Genomic DNA, 22,389 nt, shown 5'->3' with positions numbered 1-22,389 from the left:
ACAAGTGGGAAAAAGCCGGGATCAGGAGCAAAAAGCCCCCCTTCCGGGGGGCGGTATTTTTACAGAGGGAATTGCCGTTACCGCAGAATCGCGTTAATCTCGCGGAGCTCCTCTTCCGAGAAATCCAGATTGTTCAGCGCGCCCACATTCTCTTCCAGCTGGGAAACGCGGCTGGCGCCGATCAGCACGCTGGTCATCACCGGCTGGCGCAGCACCCACGAAAGGGCGAACTGCGCGGTGGTCTGGCCGCGGCGTGCCGCCAGCTTGCCGAACGCGGCGACTTTCCCGATGGTTTCGGGCGTAATGCGGTCCTTGTTCAAAGAGGAAGCTCCCGCCGCGCGGGAATCCTGCGGGATGCCGTTGTTGTATTTTCCGGTCAGAAGGCCCTGGGCCAGCGGGCTGAACGCGGTCGCGCCCATGCCGCAGCCGGAAAGCGCCTCAAACAGCCCGTCCTGTTCCACCTTTCTGTCCAGCAGGCTGTAGCGCGACTGACAGATCAGGCAGGGAACGCCCATCTCCTTTAAAAGGGAAGCGGCTTCCCTCGCCTTATCGGGGCTGTAGTTCGAAATCCCGGCGTAAAGCGCCTTGCCGCTCTTTACCGCGTGCGCGAGCGCGCCCATGCTTTCTTCCAGCGGGGTCTCCGGGTCCATGCGGTGATGATAGAAAATATCCACATAGTCCAGCCCCATCCGTTTCAGGCTCTGGTCAAGGCTTGCGAGCAGGTACTTGCGGGAGCCGAAATCGCCGTATGGGCCGGGCCACATGGTGTAGCCCGCTTTGGTGGTGATGACCATTTCGTCGCGGTAGGGGTGCATGTCCTCCTTCATCAGGCGGCCGAAGGTCTCCTCCGCGCTGCCCGCCGGGGGGCCGTAGTTGTTGGCAAGGTCAAAAACGGTGACGCCAAGGTCAAACGCGCGGCGGGTGACCGCGCGGGCGGTTTCGTACTGGTCGTAGGTGCCGAAATTGTGCCAGTAGCCGAGCGAGACGGCGCTCAGCTTCAGGCCGCTTTTGCCGCAGCGGCGGTACTGCATCTGCGTATAACGCGTTTCCTCCGCGGTGTAGGGGGGAACCAGGGTGTATCGTTCCATTTTATTTCTCTCCTTTGATTTGTTTTGAGGCCCAGGCGCACAGAAGCTCCACCGCGGGAATCAGACCGGTTCCGGCGGGGGTGATCCGATACTCCACCTTCGGCGGAATCTGCTGGAACTGCTGGCGCACGACCAGCCCGGAGGCCGTCAGCTCGCGCAGGCTCTGGCTGAGCATCATGTCGGTGATCGGGGGAATCTGCTGTTTGATTTCGCCGTAGCGAAGGCTTGCGCCGCCGCGCAGCGCCCATAAAATCCGGAGCTTCCATTTGCCGCCCACCGCAGCCAGCGCATACGAAAGAGGATCCTCGGAAGATTCCTCCGCCGCGCCTTCCCGAATTTTTTCCGCAGACTCCAGCTTTGGCTCCGGGCGCTTTGCGCGCTTCTTTTTCTTTTCCTTGTCTTTTTTCATGTCCTGCCTCCGACGCTTCGGATCATCGGCACAGCCGCAATTTTACCACGCGGGTTCCAGACGCCCGATTTTCAAGACTGCCCCACTCAATAATATTGAGTATATCATGAATAATAAGCATATCATAGCACCGTCAAAGCGGATTGTAAACAAAAATGTGTTACCGGATTTCCGCCCGCCGCCAGATTCCTTTTTTTGTTTTTTCAGGGTGACGAACATCCCGAAAATCTGTTTACGGAGATTTTTGGAGTTTTCAACATGGTTTTCCACCTCTGTTGAAAAGATTGTTAAAAGGAGCGGGAATCCGCAGCTGAAAACCGTCAAAAACGCGGACAGGGAACCGTTTCCGTGCAGAAAAAGGGAAAATACCGTCGAAGCCGGCAGAGTTCCGGCGGAACCCATGGCGGAATAAATGCCGAATACCCGCAGGGATCGACCTTTCCTGCCGAAAATCAAATCGGAAGGTTTTCCACCGGCTGTCCTTTTTGTGTGGAAAAGTTTTGAACTTTTAAACGGCGGTCACGCTCCGCTTTGGAGAAGACACAGCCGCAGTAATCCTGCCGGTACAGGTTGTATTTTGTCGAAAGCGTGATGGAACGCTGGTAGCCGTTTTTCTTTTTGAAGTCGGAATACAGGTAGCGCACGCCGGATTCCTTTTCCAGCTGTGCGCCGATGGCGTTCAGCTTTTCCGCGTTTTTGTACGGGCTGATGGAAAGGGTGGTCGTAAAGCAGTCGAACCCGCCCTCTTTTGCCGCCTGAGCGGCTTCCCGCAGCCGCAGGGCATAGCAGGAAAAACAGCGTTCGCCGCCCTCCGGCTCGTCCTCGTGCCCCTTCGCAAGGGCGAAAAAGCGGTCGGTGTCATAGTTTCCCTCCAGGAAGGAAACGGGGTTCTTCACCGGGAGCGCCGCGATCAGACGCTTCACTTCCTCCACGCGTTTGCGGTATTCGTCCTCCGGGGAAATGTTGGGGTTGTAATAAAACAGCGTAATCCGGAAATAGTCCGAAAGGTATTCCAGCACATAGCTGCTGCACGGCGCGCAGCAGGCATGCAGCAAAAGGGAGGGCGTTTCGCCGTGCAGGCCGGCGATCACAGCGTCCAGCTGCTTCTGATAATTGATTTTGACCATGGTGCCCTCCTTTTCTGTCTTGGGGGAAAGGTTTTGCTTTCCCGTACTGCCGTCAATGTAAACCAAAGAAAAGAAATGCAGACTCCCTCATCCACGCTCCCGGGGAACTCCCTCAGTCAGGACCTGCCGGTCCGGGCTTTGTCTTCCGGCTCCCTCGTCGAGGGAGCCGGAAGAGGCTAAACCCGTTTGTATCCCTCCGTCAATGAAAACCACAATAATATTGTGCCACACAAGGCGTTTTGGGGATACCTTGGGGGTGCAGGGGGATTTTATGGAACCCTCCCGCCGGGAATTCAAAATCCCCCTGCGCGTACTTTGCCTACTTTCGTACAAGAACCGAAAGTAGGGGCCCGCCCGGCCTGAGGGCAGAGCTGACAATTAGCTCTTACTTGCGGCGATGCACTAATGAAAACCAAAGGGAGAAAATGCAGGCTCCCTCAGTCAGGACCTCTCCGGTCCGGGTTGCGCCTTCCCGTTCCCTCAAAGAGGGAGCTTAAAAAGGTCGAGCCCCTGCCTCCCTCTTTGAGGGAGGTGTCGCGCCCGGCGCGACGGAAGGAGTTTCGGAGCATCAGACTTCGATTTAACGTAAGCCGACTGGAAGCATCGCCGTAGGCGCTTCCTGACCGCAGGTCCGCATGGTCCGCTTTGCTTCATTATAACAGGTTATAGGATTTGCTACAATATTTCCATTATGATAAAAACCAAAAACTTTGCCGTAAATGGAAAACGGCGCTCCGCGAAACAGCGGAGCGCCGGATGGTTATTCCTTCGGAAGAAGGCCGATGCCCAGTTCGGTAAGCTGTTTCTCGTCCACGTCCGTCGGCGCGCCCGACATCAGCTCGGAGGAAGAGGCGACCTTCGGAAACGCGATCACGTCGCGGATGTTGTCGCAGCCGAGCATCAGCATGACCAGACGGTCAAGGCCGAGCGCCATGCCGCCGTGCGGCGGGGCGCCGTAGCGGAACGCGTCGGTCAGGAAGCCGAACCTCTTCTGCGCTTCCTCGGGGGTGAAGCCCAGCGCTTTGAACATGCGCTGCTGCAGCTCGGGATTGTTGATACGGATGGAACCGCCGCCCAGCTCGTTTCCGTTCAAGACCATGTCGTACGCAATGGCGCAGACGTTGCCGGGGTCGCTTTCAAGCTTGTCGATATCCTCCGCGCGCGGCGCGGTGAACGGGTGGTGCATCGCCATATAGCGGTTTTCTTCCTTGCTGAACTCAAACAGCGGAAAGTCCGTGACCCACAGCAGGCAGGGCTTGCTTTTGTCGATCAGGCCAAACCGCGCGGCAAGCTCGCAGCGCAGTGCGCCAAGGGAAGCATACACGACGGTATCCTCGTCGCTCGCGACAATCAGCAGCACGTCGCCGGTTTCGGCGCCCATGGTTTTGCGCACCGCGGCGGTTTCCTCCGGAGCGAGGAATTTTTCAAAGGAAGAGGTCTCCCCGCCTTCGGTCAGCCTTGTCCACGCAATGCCCTTTGCGCCGTAGGATTTCACCCATTCGGTCAGCTTGTCGATTTCTTTGCGGCTGAGCTTGTCGGCAAGGCCCTTCAGGTTGATGCCGCGCACGCTTCCGCCGCCTTCGACCGCGCCCTTGAACACGCGGAATCCGGTCCGTTTTAAATCCTCCGTCAGGTCGATCAGCTCAAGGCCGAAGCGCAGATCGGGCTTGTCCGAACCGAAGCGGCGCATCGCCTCGTGCCAGGTCATGCGGCGGAAGGGCGTTTCGATATCGATACCCAGAACCTGCTTGTAGACCTGCTTCATAAAGCCCTCGCCGACCGCCATCACGTCGTCCTGATCCACAAAGGACATTTCCAGGTCGATCTGCGTGAATTCCGGCTGGCGGTCCGCGCGCAGGTCCTCGTCGCGGAAGCAGCGGGCGATCTGCATGTAGCGGTCAAAGCCCGAAAGCATCAAAAGCTGCTTGTAAAGCTGGGGCGACTGCGGCAGCGCGAAAAAGCTGCCCGGGAACACGCGGGAAGGCACGAGGTAGTCGCGCGCGCCCTCCGGCGTGGATTTGATCAGGACCGGCGTTTCGACCTCGATAAATCCGTTGTTGTCGAAATAGTCGTGGGCAACCTTCACGATTTTATGGCGTCCGATGATTTTATTCTGAACGTCGGGACGGCGCAGGTCCAGGTAGCGGTATTTCAGCCGCAAATCTTCCTTTACGTTGGAATCCTCCGCAATTTCAAACGGCGGGGTCTCGCTCTTCGCCAGAACGCGCAGCTCCCGTACTTCGATCTCAACTTCGCCGGTCGGGAGCTCGGCGTTCTTTGAGGAGCGCTCGCGCACCGCGCCGGTCGCCGCCAGAACATATTCCGCGCGGGCGGAGAACGCCTTGTCGAAAATCGCGCGGTCGGTCGCGTCGTTGAACGCAAGCTGAAGGATGCCCGTGCGGTCGCGCAGGTCGATAAAGATCAGCTGGCCCAGGTCGCGCTGGCGCTGCACCCAGCCGCAAACCGTCACGGTTTTGCCGATATCGGCGGCGCGCAGCTCGCCGCAGTAGTGGGTCCGTTTCATTCCTGTCATAAATTCTGCCATTAAAATAGCCTCCAATTAATGATATTCAATATCAGACTGCCAATAAAATCGCTGGGTCGCTTTTGCCCCCTCGGCGAGGGGGCGAAAGAAGCCGAACTGTGCTTTCGTATCCCCGTCAATGAAAACCACCAAGATGCCGTGCCACATAAAGACACTTTGGGGATACCTGGGGGTGCAGGGGGATTTTATGGAACCCTCCCGCCGGGAATTAAAAATCCCCCTGCGCGCACTTTGCCTACTTTCGGGCAAGAACCGAAAGTAGGGGCCTGCCCGGCCTGAGGGCAAAGCTGACGATCAACTCCTGCTTGCGGTGATGCACTAATGGGGGTAATATGGGGAGACTCCCTCAGTCAGGCTTCGCCTGCCAGCCCCCTCTGGGAGGGGGCCGAACTCCTGCCGCCCTCTATGAGGGGGCTTGTATTAAAAATCGATAGAGTCCTCGTCCTTCGTCTGCAGCGTGACAAACTGCTCGACAAAGTCTTTGCTCAGATCGATTTTCGACTTCTCGCCGGTTTTCATATTCTTGACGACGGCCTTTTTGGCTGCAAGCTCGTCGTCGCCCAGGACCAGGGAGTATTTCGCGGAGATCTTGTCCGCGTATTTCATCTGCGCCTTCAGCCCGCGGTCGTTGACGTCGCACGCGGCGCTGATGGAATATTCCCGTAAGCTGTGCGTCAGCTTAAACGCTTCCAGCCTTGCCGCGTCGCCGAGCGCCCCGATGAACAGGTCGCAGGTCTCCGGTTCGGGGAATTCGACCTTCTGCGCGTCCAGAATCATCATCAGGCGCTCCATGCCCAGGCCGAAGCCCAGCGCGGGCATCGGCTGCCCGCCCATCTCCTCCACCAGCCCGTCGTAGCGCCCGCCGCCGCAGACGGTGCTCTGCGCGCCGAGGTCGTCGGAAACAAACTCAAACACCGTTTTGGTGTAGTAGTCCAGCCCGCGGACAATGGAGGGATTGACGGTATATTCGATATTGATCGCGTCAAGGCAGGATTTCACGCTTTCAAAGTGCGTGCGGCAGTCGTCGCACAGATAGTCCAGCATCCGCGGCGCGCCCGCGGCGATTTTGGAGCAGACCGGGCTTTTGCAGTCCAGAATCCGCATCGGGTTGCGCTCCAGACGGCCCTGGCAGGTTTCGCAGAGCTGGTCTTTGTACTCGCTGAAATACGCCCGCAAAGCCTCGTAATATTTCGCGCGGCAGCCGGGGCAGCCGATGGAGTTGATCTCCAGCCTGAGGTTTTGTACACCGAGACGGCTGAAAATGCTTTTCGCCGTGCCGATCAGCTCGGCGTCCGCCATGGGGGACTGGGCGCCGAACACCTCGAGCCCGAACTGGTGGAATTCGCGCAGACGGCCCGCCTGGGTATTTTCATAGCGGTAGCAGGAGGTAAAGTAGGAAAGGCGCAGCGGCAGGCCGTCGTTGTACATGCCGTGCTCCAGCATGGCGCGCACCGCGCCCGCGGTCCCCTCCGGACGGAGGGTGACGGAGCGGCCGCCCTTGTCGTTGAAGGTATACATCTCTTTCTGCACCACGTCGGTGGTTTCCCCCACCGAGCGCTGGAAAAGCCGGGTATCCTCAAAAACCGGGGTGCGGATTTCCCCGAAGCCGTGGGTTTTGGCCTCGCTGCGCATCACGTCCTCCACGACCTGCCATTTTTCCGTCTGGGCGGGCAGTAAATCCTGCGTCCCTTTTTGTGCCTTGATCAGTTCCATAGCGTTTCTCCTTACCTTAAAATAATCTGTAAAAACGGTTAAAAATGCAAAAAGCCCCCGTCCCAGCCAAAGGGACGAGGGAAAATGATCCTCGCGGTGCCACCCTTTTTCAAGAGCCGAAGCTCTCCTCAAAAAGCCCCGAAACGCGGGGCGGCGTGCCGGCTCGCGGATGTCTTCCCCAAAGCTCTTCTGCAGGCGCGCTTACAGTCCGGGACGCGCCCTCCCTGTGGCCAAGCTTTTGGGTACTCCTTCCGGTCGTTGCCGAAATCAAAAATCAGGCTTTCGGATTCAAAATGTTGCGCCAGTCAAGGTCGCCGCGTTCCAGACCGTGGATCAGGACTTCCGCGGTGGCGATGTTGGTCGCGACGGGGATATTGTGCATGTCGCACAGGCGCAGCAGGTTCATGTCGTTCGGCTCGTGCGGCTTCGGGTTCAGCGGGTCGCGGAAAAACAGGAGCAGGTCGACCTCGTTGCAGGCAATGCGCGCGGCGATCTGCTGGTCGCCGCCCTGCGAGCCGCCCAGAAAGCGCTGTATTTCAAGCCCGGTCGCTTCGGAAACCATCTTGCCCGTGGTGCCGGTCGCACAGAGCAGGTGACGGCTTAAAACGCCGCAGTAGGCGATGCAGAACTGAACCATCAGCTCTTTCTTTGCGTCATGGGCGATTAAAGCAATATTCATATTTATTTCCTCCCTAATAATCAGGAATATGTAAAATCAAAATTTCTGCAGCGCGGCCAGGGGCACGTGTTCGCCTTCCAGCCTTGCGGAAAGCCGGCCGAAAGCCATCGCGCCGGCCGATTTCTGCGGGACCGGTTCACAGTTGGAAGCGGCGGCCGCCAGAAGCATGTCCTCCGGAATCACGGCGATGAGCCGCACCCCGGCGGAATCGATCACGGAATCAAGATCCGGGTAAAATCCCTGCGTGTAGAAATTATGCCCGCTGAAACGGTTGATAATCAGCCGCTGCTGTTTTATCCCGGCCTGTTCCAGTAAAAAATGCGCTTTATTTGCGTTTCGCACACAGATGGGATCGGGGGTTGTGACAATCAGCGCGCGCCGGGCCGAAGCCACCGCGCTCGCAAAGCCGCCGCCCACGCCGGCGGGGCTGTCGATCAGTACGTGGTCGTAATACCGGGAAAGTACCGATACGAGCTGCTTCATAATATCCGGGCTGATCAAATCGTCCTCCCTCGCGGGGGCGGGCAGCAAAAACAGCCTTTCCGAAAAGGGACACGGATAAACGGCTTTTACCGGTTCGGCACGGCCCGAAACCACGTCCGCAATATCAAAGACCTGCTGCTCCGCAACGCCGAGCATATGGTCCAGACATCCCAGACCGGCGTCGCCGTCAATCAGCAAAACACGTCTGCCCCTGGCTGCCAAAGCAAAACCAAGGCCGGCTGTTACGGTGGATTTCCCTACACCGCCCTTACCCGATGTGATGACTGTTGCGACACCCATATAAAAACCTCGCTTTCATATTACCACAAACATTTCTGGTAGTCAAAGCGTTTTTATTGTCGTAAATAGACAAAAAGAGAATTTAATACTTTATTCACAATTTGACTCTGCCGCGCTCAGTCCGCGGAGGAGCCGGTGGAAGACGAAGACGGGTTTCCCGACTCCGTCCCCGAAGAGGCCCCGGAGGAAGCGGTGCCGGAAGCGGACGGTATCACAAGGCTGCCGTCCGCGCCGACGGTTTTCCCGTAAAAGTACGCGTCGAAGATATCCTTGGCCACGGCGTTGCAGTACATGCTGGTCGCGCCGCGCTCCAGCACGACCGCCACGGCGATCTCCGGGTTGTCGTACGGCGCGAAAGCCACGAAGGTGACGTTGTCGGAGTGCGGGGTCTGTACCGCGGTACCGGTTTTGGCGGCGATGGCGATCCCGTAGTTTTTGAAGGTGGAGCTCGCCGTACCGCCGGTCGCCACGCTGCGCATGGCCGCCTTGACGTAATCGAGGTAGGATTGGGAAACCCCGATGTTGTCCACCGTTTCGGCGGCGGTCTGTGAAAGTACGTTTTTGCGGGAGTAGTCGGTCACCTTGCCGACCAGGTGGGGCTTCAGCCGCACGCCGTTGTTCGCGACGGTCGCGACGTAGGTGGCAAGCTGCAGCGGGGTGAACTGGTTGTCGCTCTGTCCCACCGCGGCTTCCACGGTGTCGGCGTCGTACCAGGAACCGCCGGAAGCGACGCGTTCCTCCCTGCCCGCCAGGATTCCCGCGCTTTCGTGCAGCTCGATCCCGGTTTTCACGCCCAGCCCGAAGCGCTTGGCGTACAGGTTCATATCGGTAATTCCCAGCCGGTGCCCCACTTCATAGAAGAAGGAGTTGCTGGACTTCTGGATCGCGTAATTCGCGGTGATCATCCCGTAGTTGCCGATACTGCCCAGAACCAGACCGGTGTCCGCAAAGCGGGTGTACTTGCTGTTGCCTTCCAGCCGGGTGGAGGTCGTGATGGCCTTTTCCTGCAAAGCGGCCAGCGCAACGTACGGTTTCACGACGGAGCCGGGGGTGAACACGCCGTTGAAGGCGCGGTCGATCAGCGGCTTATCCTTGTTGTTGATCAGGGACGTGTAATAATTGGTGTCGTTCAGATATTCCGTCAGGTCGTAGGTCGGGTAGGTGGACGCCGCCAGCACGGAGAAATCCTTTACCCGCAGCACCACCGCGGCGCCCGCGACGCAGTCCTCGCCGTGGCCGCTCGACATCCCCTTGTAGCGCTGGGCGGAAAGCTTGCGCCCGTTGGCCTGGGTCGCCTTTACGTTGTTGGCCAGGGAAACGTTGAGGACGCTCTGAATTTTGCTGTCCACGGTCAGGTAAACGGTGGAGCCGGAAACCGGCGCGGTCTTTACCGTTTCCGCGGCCAGCGCGCCGGTGTTCGTGGTTTCCACCACCTTTTCCCCGGCCTTGCCGCGCAGCATGCTTTCAAAAGCCTGCTCGACGCCGCTTTTTCCAAGCCGGTCGTTAAATGCGTAGCCCTTGTCCTTCAGCTCGTCGTATTCCTCCCGGGAAATGGAGCCGATGGTTCCCAGGATATGCGGCATCAGGCTGCCGTTCGGGTATTGGCGCACGGTGGTGACCTTCCCCGTCGCGCCGGGCAGCAGGGAAGAGTTTTCACTGATGATGGCGATGGTGTCGCGGCTGACGTCTTCGGCAAAGGTGTACGGCGCCGAAATTCCGAAGGCGGATTTTGTCATATTGTAGCGCACGGAAACAATATCGCGCGCCTGTGCGGCTTCGTACCCGGTCACCTTGTATTTTTCGATCAGGTGGGCCATACACAGGTCCGCCGTGGCATAAGAATTCACATTCGCGTAATCCGCCGATTTGAGCGTTGCGATTTCCTTGTCCATGCCGGAAATAAACTCATACTGCCCTTTGGCGTTCAGCTTGATCGGCAAAATGTCCGTCCATTTTTCCCCCCGCTGGTTCAGAAGCTGAATCAGCTGGTGAATGGTGTTGTTCTGGGTCTCGGACTTCATATAGACGCGGTCGAACACAATGGCATAGCCGGTTTTATTTACGGCGAGGCCCACGCCGTTTGCGTCGAGGATTTCGCCGCGGGCGGCGTCCATGACGACGGTAGAGGGCCTGAGTTTATCCGCTTCCTTCAGAAAGGAGGCGCCGTTGAGAATCTGCCAGTTCACAAGGCGCAGGGTATAGACGGCCATGATGACGAAAATAATCAGCCCCATAGCCCAGTAGCGGGAAAATCCTTTCAGCTTGTCCAAAGCGGAACCTCCTTTTCATTCATTCTTCCTTTGTCCGTATCTGCAGGGCGAGCGCCCTGTTGAAGTAGTACGCGACCGGCATAAACGCGGTCGTATAGAAAAACCGCGGAATGTAATGCGCGGTCAGCGCGTAGGCCGCGTGAGAATAGCCGAACAGCAGATAAAAGAAAACCCACTGCAGCAAAACGACACAGCCGGTGGAAATCACCGCGGTGATCATGGCGGTCAGAAAATTTGTCTGGATCAGGTTGGCGGCGATCAGCCCCACGCTGTAGCAGATGACGGAGAGCAGAAGGCCGTGAAAGCCCAGCACGCCGCCCGCGCCAAAATCGATCAGCAGCCCGCACAGCAGGCCGAAGGCCATGGCGGCGGTCTCTCTCTCAAACAGGGCGATCGAGAGCGCGATGGGAATCAGAAGCACCGGCCGCGCGCCGAACAGGTCGGGCACAAGGCCGGGTGTCTCCTGGACCATGTAAAACACCAGTATTTCAATGGTATAGGCGAAATAGCGGAGAACCTTGAGCTTTTCCATTTTATTTCCCCCCGGAAGAAACGGCGGAAGAGGGAGACGAAGAGGCGGTCGAGGAAGCGGAAGAGCTGCCGTCGGAAAGCGCCTGGCCCTGTCCCTCAAAGGCGGTGATGACCATGACGTCGCGCACGGCCTTCACATCCACAAAGGGCTTGACCTCCGCGTAGAGCGAAACGTCGTAGGGATCGTTCTTCACCTCGTTGACCGTGCCGATGGCAAGGTCGCGCGGGAAGATGCCGCCCAGGCCGCTCGTCACAATGATGTCGCCGGGCTTTACCGTCGTGTCCGCGGTCAGGTAGCCGAGCTTCAGAACGCCCTTGTCGGCGAATTTGATGTCGCTGCCGATGACCCCGGAATCGCGGTTGACCTTGTCGATGGCGCTGATTTTCGTGTCCGCGGAAAGAATCGTGGTCACCCGGCTGTAGCTGGCGTTTACGCTGGAAATCCAGCCCACCACGCCGCCTTCGGTAATGACGGGGTCGTTCACGGAAATACCGGCAAGGGACCCCTTGTCGATCTGGAAATTATAAAACAGGTCGTTCGGGTCGCGGCCGATGACCGCGGCGGAGACCGGTTTGAAATCCTTGTTTTCGTTTTTCAGCTCCAGAAATTTGCGCAGCTGGGCGTTTTCCTGCTGGTAGCTGTAGTAGTTGATCAGCTTTTTGTTCAGCTCTTCGATCTGTTTTCTCAGCGCCGCGTTTTCCGCCGCCAGCTCTTCGTTGGTGCGCGTGGCGCTCTGCGCCGCGACGGCGGCGTTGTTGGTGACGACGGTGCTGACCCTCTGCATCGGGGTGGAAACCAGGCTGAGCAGGTTCGCGGTAAGGGAACTGCCGGTGCTCGCCGTATAAAGCATCAGGCCGAACATAATGAACACGACGGTGATGAGAAGCCGAAATCCCCTGGAGTGGAAGAAATCTTTCAACGCGGCACCTCCTTTTCAAGTCTTTGGCGCGATTTCCCGAAAGTGCAAAAAGCGGAGAGCTTTCACCCTCCGCTGAAGTGATCCCTTATTTTCTGTTGTTTTTGTAATACGAGGAGGGCATGGTGATTTCAAGCAGCTTGCCCGTTCCGTCAACAACACAGTCCAGCGGGCTTTCGGCAATATGGACGGGCATTCCGGTTTCCTGCTCGACCAGTCTGTCCAGGCCGCGCAGCAGGGCGCCGCCGCCCGTCAGCATGATGCCGTGGTCTATAATATCCGCGGAAAGCTCCGGCGGGGTTTTTTCCAGGGTCGATTTCACCGCGTCGATAATCAGCGCCAGCGGGTCGCTCAGCGCTTCCCTGACCTCTTCGGCGGAAATGGTCACGTTCTTCGGCAGGCCGTCCACCAGGTTGCGGCCCTTGATTTCCACCGTGGCGTCCTCGTTGTCCTCGGTCGGGAAGGCGGAGCCGATCCTGATTTTGATTTCCTCGGCGGTGCGCTCGCCGATCAGCAGGTTGTATTTCTTTTTTACGTAGGAGATCAGGGATTCGTCGAATTTATCGCCCGCGACGCGGACCGAAACCGAGGTGACGATATCGCCCAGCGAGATCACGGCGACCTCCGCCGTGCCGCCGCCGATGTCGACGACCATGCTGCCGGTCGGCTCGCTTACGGGCAGCCCCGCTCCGATGGCCGCGGCCATGGGCTCCTCGATCAGCTCGACGTTGTTGGCGCCCGCCTGACGGGCGGCGTCCTCCACCGCGCGGCGTTCCACTTCCGTTACGCCGGACGGGATACAGACGATGATGTGCGGGCGGGAAAACGCGTTGGATTTCACGGCCTTGCGGATAAAGTGCTTGAGCATCGTGGCGGTGATGTCGAAGTCGGCGATGACGCCGTCCTTCAGCGGGCGGACCGCGACGATGGAGCCCGGGGTGCGCCCGATCATTTCCTTGGCCTGCGTGCCCACGGCCAGAACGGTATCGGTACGGACGTCAACCGCGACCACCGAAGGCTCGCGCATGACGATTCCCTTTCCCTTCATAAAAACCAGCGTATTCGCGGTGCCCAAATCGATTCCTATATCTTTTGAAAACATGAGTATTTTCCCCTTTCAAACCTGGTAAAAAAACAAAGCAAAAAAATTTTATTCAGATAGTATTTATTATAACCTCAAAAGAGTCATTTCTCAACCATTAAATCAGAAAGCGTACAATATTTATGAATTTTCTTCCGATGAATTTTTAAGCCCGGTCAGAATACGGTTGATTTTGCCGATCGGCAGGCCCATTACATTGTAAAAGTCCCCGTCGATCCGCTTGACAAACAGCGCGCCGCGCCCCTGGATCGCGTACGCGCCGGCCTTGTCCATCGGCTCCCCTGTTTCGCAGTAGGCGCTGATTTCGGTTTCGCTCAGCGGGTAAAATTCCACCGAGGTGCACTCGTGCCCGCGGACCAGCTCCCTGCCGCTGATGACGCAGTAGCCGGTGTATACCTGATGGACGTTTCCGGACAGGAGCCGGAGCATCGCTTTGGCTTCCTCCGTGTTCTTCGGCTTGCCCAGCACGCGGCCCTTGAAAACGACGACGGTGTCCGCGCCGAGGACGGTGTCCTGCGGGTTCCGCTTTGCCACCGTTTCTGCCTTCCGGGCGGCGAGCAGCTCAACAATCTGCATGGGAGGAGTCCCGCGCAGATATCCCTCGCTGACATCCGAGGGCGCGGCGGTGAATTCGTAGCCGGCCATTTTCAGCAGCTCGCTGCGGCGCGGCGAAGTAGATGCAAGCAGCAGCATGGGTATCCTCCTATTCCTTCACTTTGATGACAATCACGGCGATGACCGCGGCCAGCGCCAGAATCGACTGCGCCGCGTTGATTCCGAGCCGGATGCCGAAGGTGATTTTTAGGATGGAGAGGTTCAGCTCGGTGGTGGACAGTCCGAAGTCCGCCGCGGCGCCCAGCCAGGAAAGAAAATGGATTCCCGCGCAGGCCGTACCAATAATCTGCCCCAAAACCACCGCCAATACAAGCAGAATAATCAACAAAATTGTTTTCAGAACGCCCTTTTTCATTTTTGCAGCCCTCTCTTTCCCGTGGAGCCGAAAGCGCCCGCTCCCCGCGCGGTCTCGCCGAGATCGTCGGTTTCTTCCAGAACGGGCAGCAGCACCGGCGTCACCACAAGCTGCGCGCAGCGCTCGCCCGGCTGGAGCGTGTAGGGCTTGTCGCTGCAGTTGGTCATTCCGACCAGAATCTCGCCGCGGTAGTCGCTGTCGATCACGCCGACCGCGTTGGGAAGGGAAACGCCGTGGTTGACGCCCAGCCCGCTGCGGGCGAAGATCAGCCCGACCGTGTTTTCATCGGGCAGCGCGACGGCGATTCCCGTGGGAATCTTGTAAAGCCCGCGCGGCTCGATGGTGAGCGGCGCGTCCAGACAGGCGTACAGGTCGAATCCGGCGGCGCCCTCGCTTGCGCGGGTCGGCGCGACGGCGTTCTGCCTCAGCTTTTTCATTTTTAAAATATGGTCAGTCATAAATTACCCCTATTCTATTCCCCTGTAGTAAAGCCCGCGGGTGTGTTCCCCTTCGTCCGGGGAGCCGGCCAGATACCGGCCGATGATCTCCTCCGCCTCCCGCGCGGATTCGGTGGTAAAGCGCAGGACACCGAAATCCTGATTGCGCACTTCCCCGAGCCGGTCGGCCATATAGAGAGGAACGGAATTGAGGACCTCGCTGCACGCGCCGTAACACTGGATGGGGAACCGGATTCCCTTCCGGTCGGTCAGGAACGGCGCGGTTTCACAGTTTTTGCAGCCGCCCGCGTTCGCCGCGGGGCAGTTGCGCGTCAGCATCAGCGGCAGCCGCCCGTAGAGCAGAAGGCCCCTCGGCAGCTCCCCGCCGACGGCGGCGGCCTGCGTGAGCGTCAGCTCAAAGGAAAGTTCCGTGTCCGCAAGCCCGAATTCGCTGTGCCAGAGAAGCGCCGCCGTGTTGGTGATGTTGAGCGAAAAGCCGCCGTGTACGGTCAGCCCCAGCTCGCGGCCGAGCGCCGCCGCGCCGAGGTTCCCCGCCCAGACGTCGGAAAATCCGACGTCTTTCGCGGCGGAAAGCCGCGTCCGGACGGCTTTTTCCATCCCGAACATGCCGCGCGGGATTTCCAGCGCGACGGGGTAGCCGTCCTCTTTTAATTTTTGAAGAATATCCAAATCCGTATCGTACGGAAGATAAACGAGTTCACACCGCTTTGCCGCGGGCGGAAGATCGGTGCCTGCGAACCGCGCGCGCAGCCGAAGCGCTTTCGCCGTATGGGTGCCCGCTTCGGGGATCCGGCACATTTGGAACGGAATCTCCGCGCGGCTCGTGCGCAGCCCTTCCAGCTTTTCCAGCGCCTCCCGGCGCAGCCTGTTCAGGGAGGAAACCGGGACGGAAAGCCCCTCTCCGATCTCACAGACGATTTCATCGGCGTAAAACGGCGTGCCGCCCGTCTTTTTGAGCTGTTCGGCGCAGCGCTCTTCGTCGATCGCACGGCTGAGCGCGGGCTGGGGCGTTTCGCCCAGGGAAACGCGGGCCGTCCGGCCGTCGCGGTCGGCGGCGAAAAGCACCACCGGCTGCTCCTTTTGAATGGTCAGGCGGAAAGAGACCGGGATCCTCTGGTATTCATGGCTGTAAAGGCCGTGCAGCTCGGCGAAAACCGCGCCGGTCGCGCCGGCCACGTCCTCTTTGGAGCGCACGCCGAACATGTCGCGGCCCAGCTTCCCGTCCAGATATCCGGTGGTAAAGCCCGAGCGGGAAAAGACCGCGCCCAGGTTTTTCACCAGCTCCGGGGGAACCGGCTCGCCGTCCGCCGCCAGCCGGCTCGCGCGCGCTGCCGCGGCGACGTATTCCGGCCGCTTCATGCGGCCCTCTATTTTCGCGCTGGCAATGCCCGCGCGGCTCAGCTCGTTCATACGGCTGATCATGGAAAGGTCCTTTAAGCTCAGGTCGTGCCCCGTTCCGCCGGTAACGGAAAACGGCAGGCGGCAGGGCTGGGCGCAAAGGCCGCGGTTCCCGCTGCGGGAGCCGAGCACGGAGCTGAAGTAGCACTGCCCGCTGACCGACATGCACAGCGCGCCGTGGACAAAGGCTTCCAGCTCCACGGGGGCCGCTTTATGGATTTCCCCAATTTCCCGGAGTGACAGCTCGCGGGAAAGCACCACGCGCCTGATCCCCGCCTCGGAAAGCGCCAAAGCGCCCAGCGGGGTGTGGATGCTCATCTGGGTGGAGGCGTGCAGCCGCAGGCCGGGCGCGCATTTTTGCAGAAGCCAAATCAGGCCCGTGTCCTGTACGATCAGCGCGTCCACCGGCAGGGTGCAGGCGTAGGAAACAAAATCGAGCGCTTTTTGCAGCTCGTCCTGCAAAAGCAGGGTGTTGACCGCAAGGTAGACCTTTACCCCGCGGGCGCGGCAGTACTCCACGGCGGATTTTAACTCGCCGCTGTCAAAGTTTTTGGCGCCGGCCCTCGCGCTGAACGCGCTTCCGCCCAGATACACCGCGTCCGCCCCCGCGCGCACCGCGGCGGTCAGGCTTTCCGGCGACCCGGCGGGGGCCAGGACCTCTATGTTACGGTTCGTCATTTTTCTTTTCAAAGAAGCTCATAAACCCTTCCTGCTCGGCGGTGATGTCCGGATTCACGCGGGAATAGCTGCCCGCCTGCGGCCTTTGTACGGGGGAGCCGGGAACGGCCGGTTTCTGCGCGCGGACCTCCTGCGCGGGCTTGGCGGGCTCTTCGCCCTCCGACAGGCGTGCGCGAAGGGTCTGGATTTCCCGTTTCAGGCGCTCGATTTCCCGCCGGGCTTCCTCGGCCTCCATGCGCGCGTGGGAGGAATCCTCCAGATAATCCTTGATCTGGGAGCGGAGGTTGTCCGCTCCGCCCGCGGATTTGTGGGCTTCGTCACAGTAGCGGAGCGCCGTAATAACGGCCGCCATGGTGATGGAAACACGTTCGTTTTTGCCCGTGATATCGTCCATGGCCTTCTCCACTTCGTCGCCGATCGAGCGTACGTAGCTCTCGCTGTCGTCCGAGCTGATGACGCACTCACAGCCGCAAATATTCAATTTCACTCTGTTTTTACTCATGAAGTCATACCCTTTCACACAACAGCGAATTCAGAATTATTTACATTATAATATATTATAACATAATATGAAAGAGCTTTCATTATTTTTTACGGACCATGCGGTCGGCACTCGCCTACGGCGATGCTCTCAGACATTTATATGTTGAATCGGTTTCGGAGGACCCCGAAACAAATCCCTCTAAGAGGGAGGCGGCGCGCCCGGCGCGCCGGAAGGAGTCTCCCCAGCCTCATGAAGTCCCCGACGCGTTTGTGCGCAAATAGAATTGTGGTTTCTTACGGAAAAAACGTCGGAACCGCTTTCCTTCGCTTTGCCTTTTTGTAAATGTTGCACAATTTTAAGCCGAAAATACGTTGTAATAACAAAAGAAAGATTTCATGGGAGAAAACAGGAAAAATCGGCTCTGCGGCTTTTGTTTTCCGGATTTTTCCGTGAAATCCGCGCTTCCCGACGCTGTTGTTGAAAAACTGCGGATATTGGTATATAATAGACACAAATTCGATATTGGTATATTGGAATCCCAAATCGGAAAATCATCGGCATTACCATCCGGAAGCGCCGGAATCTTCGCGGCGTTTCCCTGATTATGGAGGACAACATTATGAAATACAGGCAGCCGGTCGGAAAAATCAAGGAAACGATCCTGTCTACGCTCGACCGTGTTTTCGGCGTCAGCCTTGAAAACGCGACCGACGAGCAGTGTTACAAGGCGGTCGCGCTCACCGTGCGCGATCTGATGGCCGCGGGCCGGAGCGAATATATGGCGGAGGCGGAAAAAACCCATACCAAGCAGGTTTACTATCTTTGTATGGAATTCCTGCTGGGCCGTTCGCTGAAAAACAATCTGTTCAACCTCGGGCTCGAGGAGGACTTCCGCAAAGCGCTGGGCGAGCTGGGGCTGAAGCTGGACTGTCTTTACGAGCAGGAGCCGGACGCCGGGCTGGGCAACGGCGGGCTGGGCAGGCTTGCCGCCTGCTTCCTGGACGCCCTGGCCACACAGGGCTACCCCGCCACGGGGTATTCCCTGCGCTATGAGTACGGCATCTTCCGCCAGAAGCTGGTGGACGGCTGGCAGACGGAGCTGCCCGATTTCTGGCTTCCGGGCGGGAAAATCTGGATGCAGGCGGTGCCGGAAAAAAGCGTGGAGGTCCATTTTAACGGACATATCGAGGAATTCTGGAACAACCAGTACCATGTGGTGAACCATAAGGATTTTACAAAGGTGACCGCGGTGCCGTACGATATGTACGTCGCTGGGATGGACGGGCGCGGCATCAGCCGCCTGCGCGTCTGGGCGGCAAGCTCCGCCGAATTCGACATGAAGCTGTTCAACAGCGGCGACTATCTGCGCGCCATGGAGCAGAACGCCATGGCGGAGGTCATCACCAAGGTGCTTTACCCCGAGGACAACCACATGGAGGGAAAGAGCCTGCGCCTTTCGCAGCAGTATTTTCTGGTTTCCGCGACCATTCAGGATATCATCCGCCGCCACCTGTTCAAATACAGCACGCTCGACAACCTGCCCGATCTGGTGGCCATCCACCTGAACGACACCCATCCCGTGCTCGCCATCCCGGAAATGATGCGCGTGATGCTGGATGAGTGCGGCTACGGCTGGGACGCGGCCTGGGATATCGTCACCCGCACCGTCGCCTATACGAACCACACGGTCATGAAGGAGGCGCTGGAGTGCTGGGGGGTCGACCTGTTCAAATCCCGCCTGCCCCGCATCTACCAGTTGGTGGAGGAGATCAACCGCCGTTTCTGCGCGCAGATGCATGAAAAGGGCGTGGACGGCTACAAGGTGGGCCGCATGGCCCCGCTCAACGACGGCTACGTCAAAATGGCGAACCTCGCGGTCGTCAGCAGCCACAGTGTCAACGGGGTGTCCCAGCTCCACAGCGATATTCTGAAAAATACCGTGTTCAACGATTTTTATACCGAGATGCCGGAGAAATTCACGAACGTGACCAACGGCATTGCCCACCGGCGCTGGCTGAACCAGGCGAACCCCGGGCTTGCGAAGCTGATCACCGGGCTGATCGGCGACGGCTACCTTCACGACGCCGCGCAGCTGCGGAAGCTTGCGCCCTACGCGGACGACGCTTCCGTGCTGGAGCAGATGGCGAAGGTCAAGCGGGAAAACAAGCTCCGCCTCGCGGAGTATATCAAAAGAGAAAACGGGCTGGAGGTGGACCCCGACTCCATTTTCGACGTACAGGTCAAGCGCATGCACGAATACAAGCGCCAGCATCTGAACGCCCTGCACATCCTGTCGGTCTACCAGTGGCTGAGGGAGAATCCCGACGCGGAATTCACCCCCCATACCTATATTTTCGGTGCGAAGGCCGCGCCGGGTTACTACTTCGCAAAGCAGATCATCCGCCTGATCGTCGACCTGGGCAACACCATCAACAACGACCCGCGGGTCAATCAGAAGATGAGGGTCGTTTATCTGGAGGACTACCGCGTGACGCTCGCGGAGCTGCTGACCCCCGCCGCCGACCTGAGCGAGCAGATTTCGCTCGCGGGGACCGAGGCCTCCGGCACCAGCAACATGAAATTCATGATCAACGGGGCGGTCACCATCGGCACCCTGGACGGGGCGAATGTCGAAATCCACGACGCGGTCGGCGACGACAACATCCTCCTGTTCGGCATGACGGCGGAGGAGGTCGAGGCGCTCAAGCCGAACTATGACCCAAGGGCGTACTTCAACGGCAGCCCGGTGATCAAACAGGCGGTCGGGGAGCTGAACACCGGCTTCTGCGGCGTAAAATTCAACGATATCGCCGATTCTCTGCTGAATCACGACCCCTATATGGTGCTGGCGGATTTCGATTCCTACGCAAAGGCGCAGAAAAAGGCGGAGGCCCTTTACGGCGACGCGAAGGGCTGGCAGCGCATGTGCCTGATCAATACCGCGAACGCGGGCCGTTTCGCGGCGGACCGCGCGATCCGCGAGTACGCGGAAAAAATCTGGCACGCCCGGCCCCTGCCGGAGGAAGCCGCAAAGCAGCAAGCTCCGGTCAGACGCGTACGTCCGGGCAGAAAGAGCAAATAACTGGAAAGCTTCCTGGGAGGAATATCCATGTTTGATTCCCGCAATCCGGCGTTCCGTGACCCCGTTGGGGCGGTGGCGGACGGCACGCCGGTGCATTTTAAGATTACCCTGCCGCGCACCCTGCGCTGCAGCGCGGCGCGGCTGACGATAAAGGACGGTTTTACCGGGGAAGAAATGATCCGGGGCATGTTCTGGTGCGGTATGAACGGTGACGACGGCGAGTGGTGGGAGTGCCACTTTACGCCGGAAAAACCGGGGCTTTTCTTTTACCGGTTCCGGATCGACACCGAACGCGGGACCCTGCAGATCACGCGCGGCCGCGGCGGGGAAGGCGTTTTCAGCGACGCGGCCCGCTTCTGGCAGCTGACGGTCTATGACCGGGAGTTTGCCACCCCGGACTGGCTTGCCGGCGGCATCCTGTACCAGATCTTTCCGGACCGGTTCGCCCGCTCGGCGCAGCCGAAAACCGGCGTTCCCGCCGACCGGAAGCTGCACGACAGATGGGAGGAACAGCCCGACTGGCGGCCCAATGAGGACGGCAGGATCACCAACACCGACTATTTCGGCGGCGATCTGCGCGGAATCGAGGAAAAGCTCCCCTACCTTCAGTCGCTGGGCGTCACCTGCCTTTATCTGAACCCGATTTTTGAATCCCACTCCAACCACCGGTACGACACGGCGGACTATTCCAAAATAGACCCCCTGCTGGGAAACGAGCAGGATTTTACCCGGCTGTGCGCCGCCGCCGAAAAAGCGGGGATCCGCGTGGTGCTCGACGGCGTCTTCAACCACACGGGCAGCGACAGCGTCTACTTTAACCGGCAGGACCGCTACGCCGCCCCCGGCGCGTACCATTCCAAAAATTCGCCGTACTACCCCTGGTACACCTTTCGGCACTGGCCGAAGGAATACGACTGCTGGTGGGATTTCATTACCCTGCCCAGCGTGAACGAGAGCGAGCCCTCCTACCGGGAATATATCAACGGCGAAAACGGCATCATCCGGAAATGGCTTTCCGCGGGCGCGGCGGGCTGGCGGCTGGACGTTGCCGACGAGCTGCCCGACTTCTTCCTGGACGAACTCCGCGCGGCGGCCAAGGCGCAAAAGCGCGACGCGCTGATTCTGGGCGAGGTCTGGGAGGACGCGTCCAATAAGACGGCCTACGGAAAAAGGCGCCGGTACCTTTTGGGCAAACAGCTCGACAGCGTGATGAACTATCCGTTCCGCAGCGCGATCCTAGGCTTTCTGACCGGGGCGGACGCCGGGGATATGATGGAAATCATCCTCGGGATTCTGGAAAATTATCCGCCGCAGGTCGTCCGTCTGATGATGAACCATATCGGCACGCACGACACCGAACGCGCGCTCACCGTGCTTGCGGGCGAACCTCTGGACGGGCGCGGCCGCGAGTGGCAGAGCGCCGCGCGCCTGACAAGGGAGCGCCGCCGCCGCGGTCTGCGCCTGATGCGGCTTGCTTCGCTGATGCAGTTCACCCTGCCCGGCGTACCCTGTATTTACTACGGAGACGAAGCCGGGATGGAGGGCTACCGCGACCCGTTCAACCGGGCCTGTTACCCGTGGGGGCAGGAAGAGCAGGAGCTGGTGGAGTGGTACCGCCTGCTGGGCAGGCTGCGCCGCAATTGCTCCGCGCTCAGGGAAGGGGATTTTCTTCCGTTCCTTGCCGACGGCTCCTGCATGGGATATCTCCGCCGGGACGAAGCGGTCAGCCTGCTCTGCGTCGTCAACGCGGGGACGGAAAGCCGCGGCGTGCGGGTTCCCGGAGAATGGCGGCGGTCCCGCGCGGTGATCGGCGCGGTGCCGGACGGCAACAATACGCTGTACCTGAATCCGGAGGACTGCGCCGTTTTGCTGAAAAAGGAAACGGCAAAAGCGTCCGGGCCGGAGTGCGGGAAATTCCAGAAGGAATCCGTTGAATTGAAAAAATAAGTTGCAAATTCCCGCTAAATGTGATATGATACTTAGGCGGCTTAAAACAAAGCCGCAAAATGCGCTCGTAGCTCAGCTGGATAGAGTGCTTGACTACGAATCAAGAGGTCGCGGGTTCGAGTCCCTCCGGGCGCGCCAAAAACAAGGACAAGGCAAAAATGCCTTGTCCTTGTTTTTCGTCTGCCACGAGGCGAAAACCCCGGTACAG

At 59.1% G+C, this 22,389-nt stretch carries 18 protein-coding genes and 1 tRNA gene; 3 read left to right on the top strand and 16 right to left on the bottom strand.

Going from position 1 to position 22,389, the window contains the following annotated elements; translation table 11 throughout:
- Positions 1–77 precede the first annotated feature (77 nt).
- The 16 genes from mgrA to ACQGQ5_RS05845 form a co-directional block, all read right to left on the bottom strand.
- Entirely contained in the window at positions 78–1,088 is a 1,011-nt protein-coding gene (gene mgrA / locus ACQGQ5_RS05920; RefSeq protein ID WP_455735630.1) for an L-glyceraldehyde 3-phosphate reductase, read from the bottom strand.
- Position 1,089: 1 nt separating this feature from the next.
- Complete coding sequence (locus ACQGQ5_RS05915) at positions 1,090–1,497, bottom strand: winged helix-turn-helix transcriptional regulator (RefSeq protein WP_455735629.1); 408 nt, start codon at positions 1,495–1,497, stop codon at positions 1,090–1,092.
- A 452-nt stretch (positions 1,498–1,949) separates the two neighbouring features.
- On the bottom strand, positions 1,950–2,624 hold the full coding sequence (locus ACQGQ5_RS05910; protein ID WP_455735628.1) for an epoxyqueuosine reductase QueH: 675 nt from the start codon (positions 2,622–2,624) through the stop codon (positions 1,950–1,952).
- A gap of 760 nt (positions 2,625–3,384) precedes the next feature.
- Positions 3,385–5,169 (bottom strand): aspartate--tRNA ligase, encoded by a 1,785-nt coding sequence (gene aspS, locus ACQGQ5_RS05905; RefSeq protein ID WP_455735627.1) that lies wholly within the window; start codon positions 5,167–5,169, stop codon positions 3,385–3,387.
- 420 nt (positions 5,170–5,589) lie between these two features.
- On the bottom strand, positions 5,590–6,882 hold the full coding sequence (gene hisS, locus ACQGQ5_RS05900) for a histidine--tRNA ligase (RefSeq protein WP_455735626.1): 1,293 nt from the start codon (positions 6,880–6,882) through the stop codon (positions 5,590–5,592).
- Positions 6,883–7,156: 274 nt separating this feature from the next.
- Positions 7,157–7,561 carry a methylglyoxal synthase gene (locus ACQGQ5_RS05895; protein ID WP_038322367.1) on the bottom strand — a complete coding sequence of 135 codons (405 nt, stop codon included), beginning with the start codon at positions 7,559–7,561 and terminating at the stop codon, positions 7,157–7,159.
- A 36-nt stretch (positions 7,562–7,597) separates the two neighbouring features.
- Complete coding sequence (locus ACQGQ5_RS05890; RefSeq protein WP_455735625.1) at positions 7,598–8,344, bottom strand: nucleotide-binding protein; 747 nt, start codon at positions 8,342–8,344, stop codon at positions 7,598–7,600.
- Between the two features lie 116 nt (positions 8,345–8,460).
- Entirely contained in the window at positions 8,461–10,614 is a 2,154-nt protein-coding gene (locus ACQGQ5_RS05885; RefSeq protein WP_455735624.1) for a penicillin-binding transpeptidase domain-containing protein, read from the bottom strand.
- 19 nt (positions 10,615–10,633) lie between these two features.
- On the bottom strand, positions 10,634–11,146 hold the full coding sequence (mreD, locus tag ACQGQ5_RS05880) for a rod shape-determining protein MreD (protein WP_455735623.1): 513 nt from the start codon (positions 11,144–11,146) through the stop codon (positions 10,634–10,636).
- Position 11,147: 1 nt separating this feature from the next.
- Entirely contained in the window at positions 11,148–12,065 is a 918-nt protein-coding gene (gene mreC / locus ACQGQ5_RS05875) for a rod shape-determining protein MreC (RefSeq protein WP_455735622.1), read from the bottom strand.
- Between the two features lie 85 nt (positions 12,066–12,150).
- Positions 12,151–13,164 (bottom strand): rod shape-determining protein, encoded by a 1,014-nt coding sequence (locus ACQGQ5_RS05870; RefSeq protein ID WP_455735621.1) that lies wholly within the window; start codon positions 13,162–13,164, stop codon positions 12,151–12,153.
- A 120-nt stretch (positions 13,165–13,284) separates the two neighbouring features.
- Entirely contained in the window at positions 13,285–13,857 is a 573-nt protein-coding gene (locus tag ACQGQ5_RS05865) for a Maf family protein (RefSeq protein WP_455735620.1), read from the bottom strand.
- A gap of 10 nt (positions 13,858–13,867) precedes the next feature.
- Positions 13,868–14,134, bottom strand: a complete 267-nt coding sequence (locus tag ACQGQ5_RS05860; protein ID WP_455735619.1) for a DUF4321 domain-containing protein — start codon at positions 14,132–14,134, stop codon at positions 13,868–13,870.
- The gene (gene dut, locus ACQGQ5_RS05855; RefSeq protein ID WP_455735618.1) at positions 14,131–14,592 is read right to left on the bottom strand and encodes a dUTP diphosphatase; all 462 of its coding nucleotides are present in this window, start codon (positions 14,590–14,592) and stop codon (positions 14,131–14,133) included. Before dut ends, ACQGQ5_RS05860 begins: the two co-directional genes overlap by 4 nt.
- A 9-nt stretch (positions 14,593–14,601) precedes the next feature.
- Positions 14,602–16,668, bottom strand: coding sequence for a DUF3656 domain-containing U32 family peptidase (locus ACQGQ5_RS05850; RefSeq protein ID WP_455735617.1), 2,067 nt, complete (start codon positions 16,666–16,668; stop codon positions 14,602–14,604).
- Entirely contained in the window at positions 16,655–17,170 is a 516-nt protein-coding gene (locus ACQGQ5_RS05845; RefSeq protein ID WP_455735616.1) for a cell division protein ZapA, read from the bottom strand. Before ACQGQ5_RS05845 ends, ACQGQ5_RS05850 begins: the two co-directional genes overlap by 14 nt.
- Positions 17,171–17,771: 601 nt before the next feature.
- Between ACQGQ5_RS05845 and ACQGQ5_RS05840 the strand changes: the two genes are divergently transcribed.
- The 3 genes from ACQGQ5_RS05840 to ACQGQ5_RS05830 all read left to right on the top strand — a co-directional run bounded on the left by ACQGQ5_RS05840 (position 17,772) and on the right by ACQGQ5_RS05830 (position 22,319).
- A complete protein-coding gene (locus ACQGQ5_RS05840) occupies positions 17,772–20,234 on the top strand; it encodes a glycogen/starch/alpha-glucan phosphorylase (protein ID WP_455735615.1) in 2,463 nt (820 codons plus the stop codon).
- A 27-nt stretch (positions 20,235–20,261) separates the two neighbouring features.
- Positions 20,262–22,181 carry a glycoside hydrolase family 13 protein gene (locus ACQGQ5_RS05835; RefSeq protein WP_455735614.1) on the top strand — a complete coding sequence of 640 codons (1,920 nt, stop codon included), beginning with the start codon at positions 20,262–20,264 and terminating at the stop codon, positions 22,179–22,181.
- 61 nt (positions 22,182–22,242) lie between these two features.
- Positions 22,243–22,319, top strand: a tRNA-Arg gene (locus tag ACQGQ5_RS05830).
- Positions 22,320–22,389: the final 70 nt, after the last annotated feature.

The sequence above is a fragment of the Caproiciproducens sp. genome (assembly GCF_053840905.1).
Note: the sequence above shows the minus strand (reverse complement) of the source record. Positions and strands in the feature narration are given on the sequence as shown.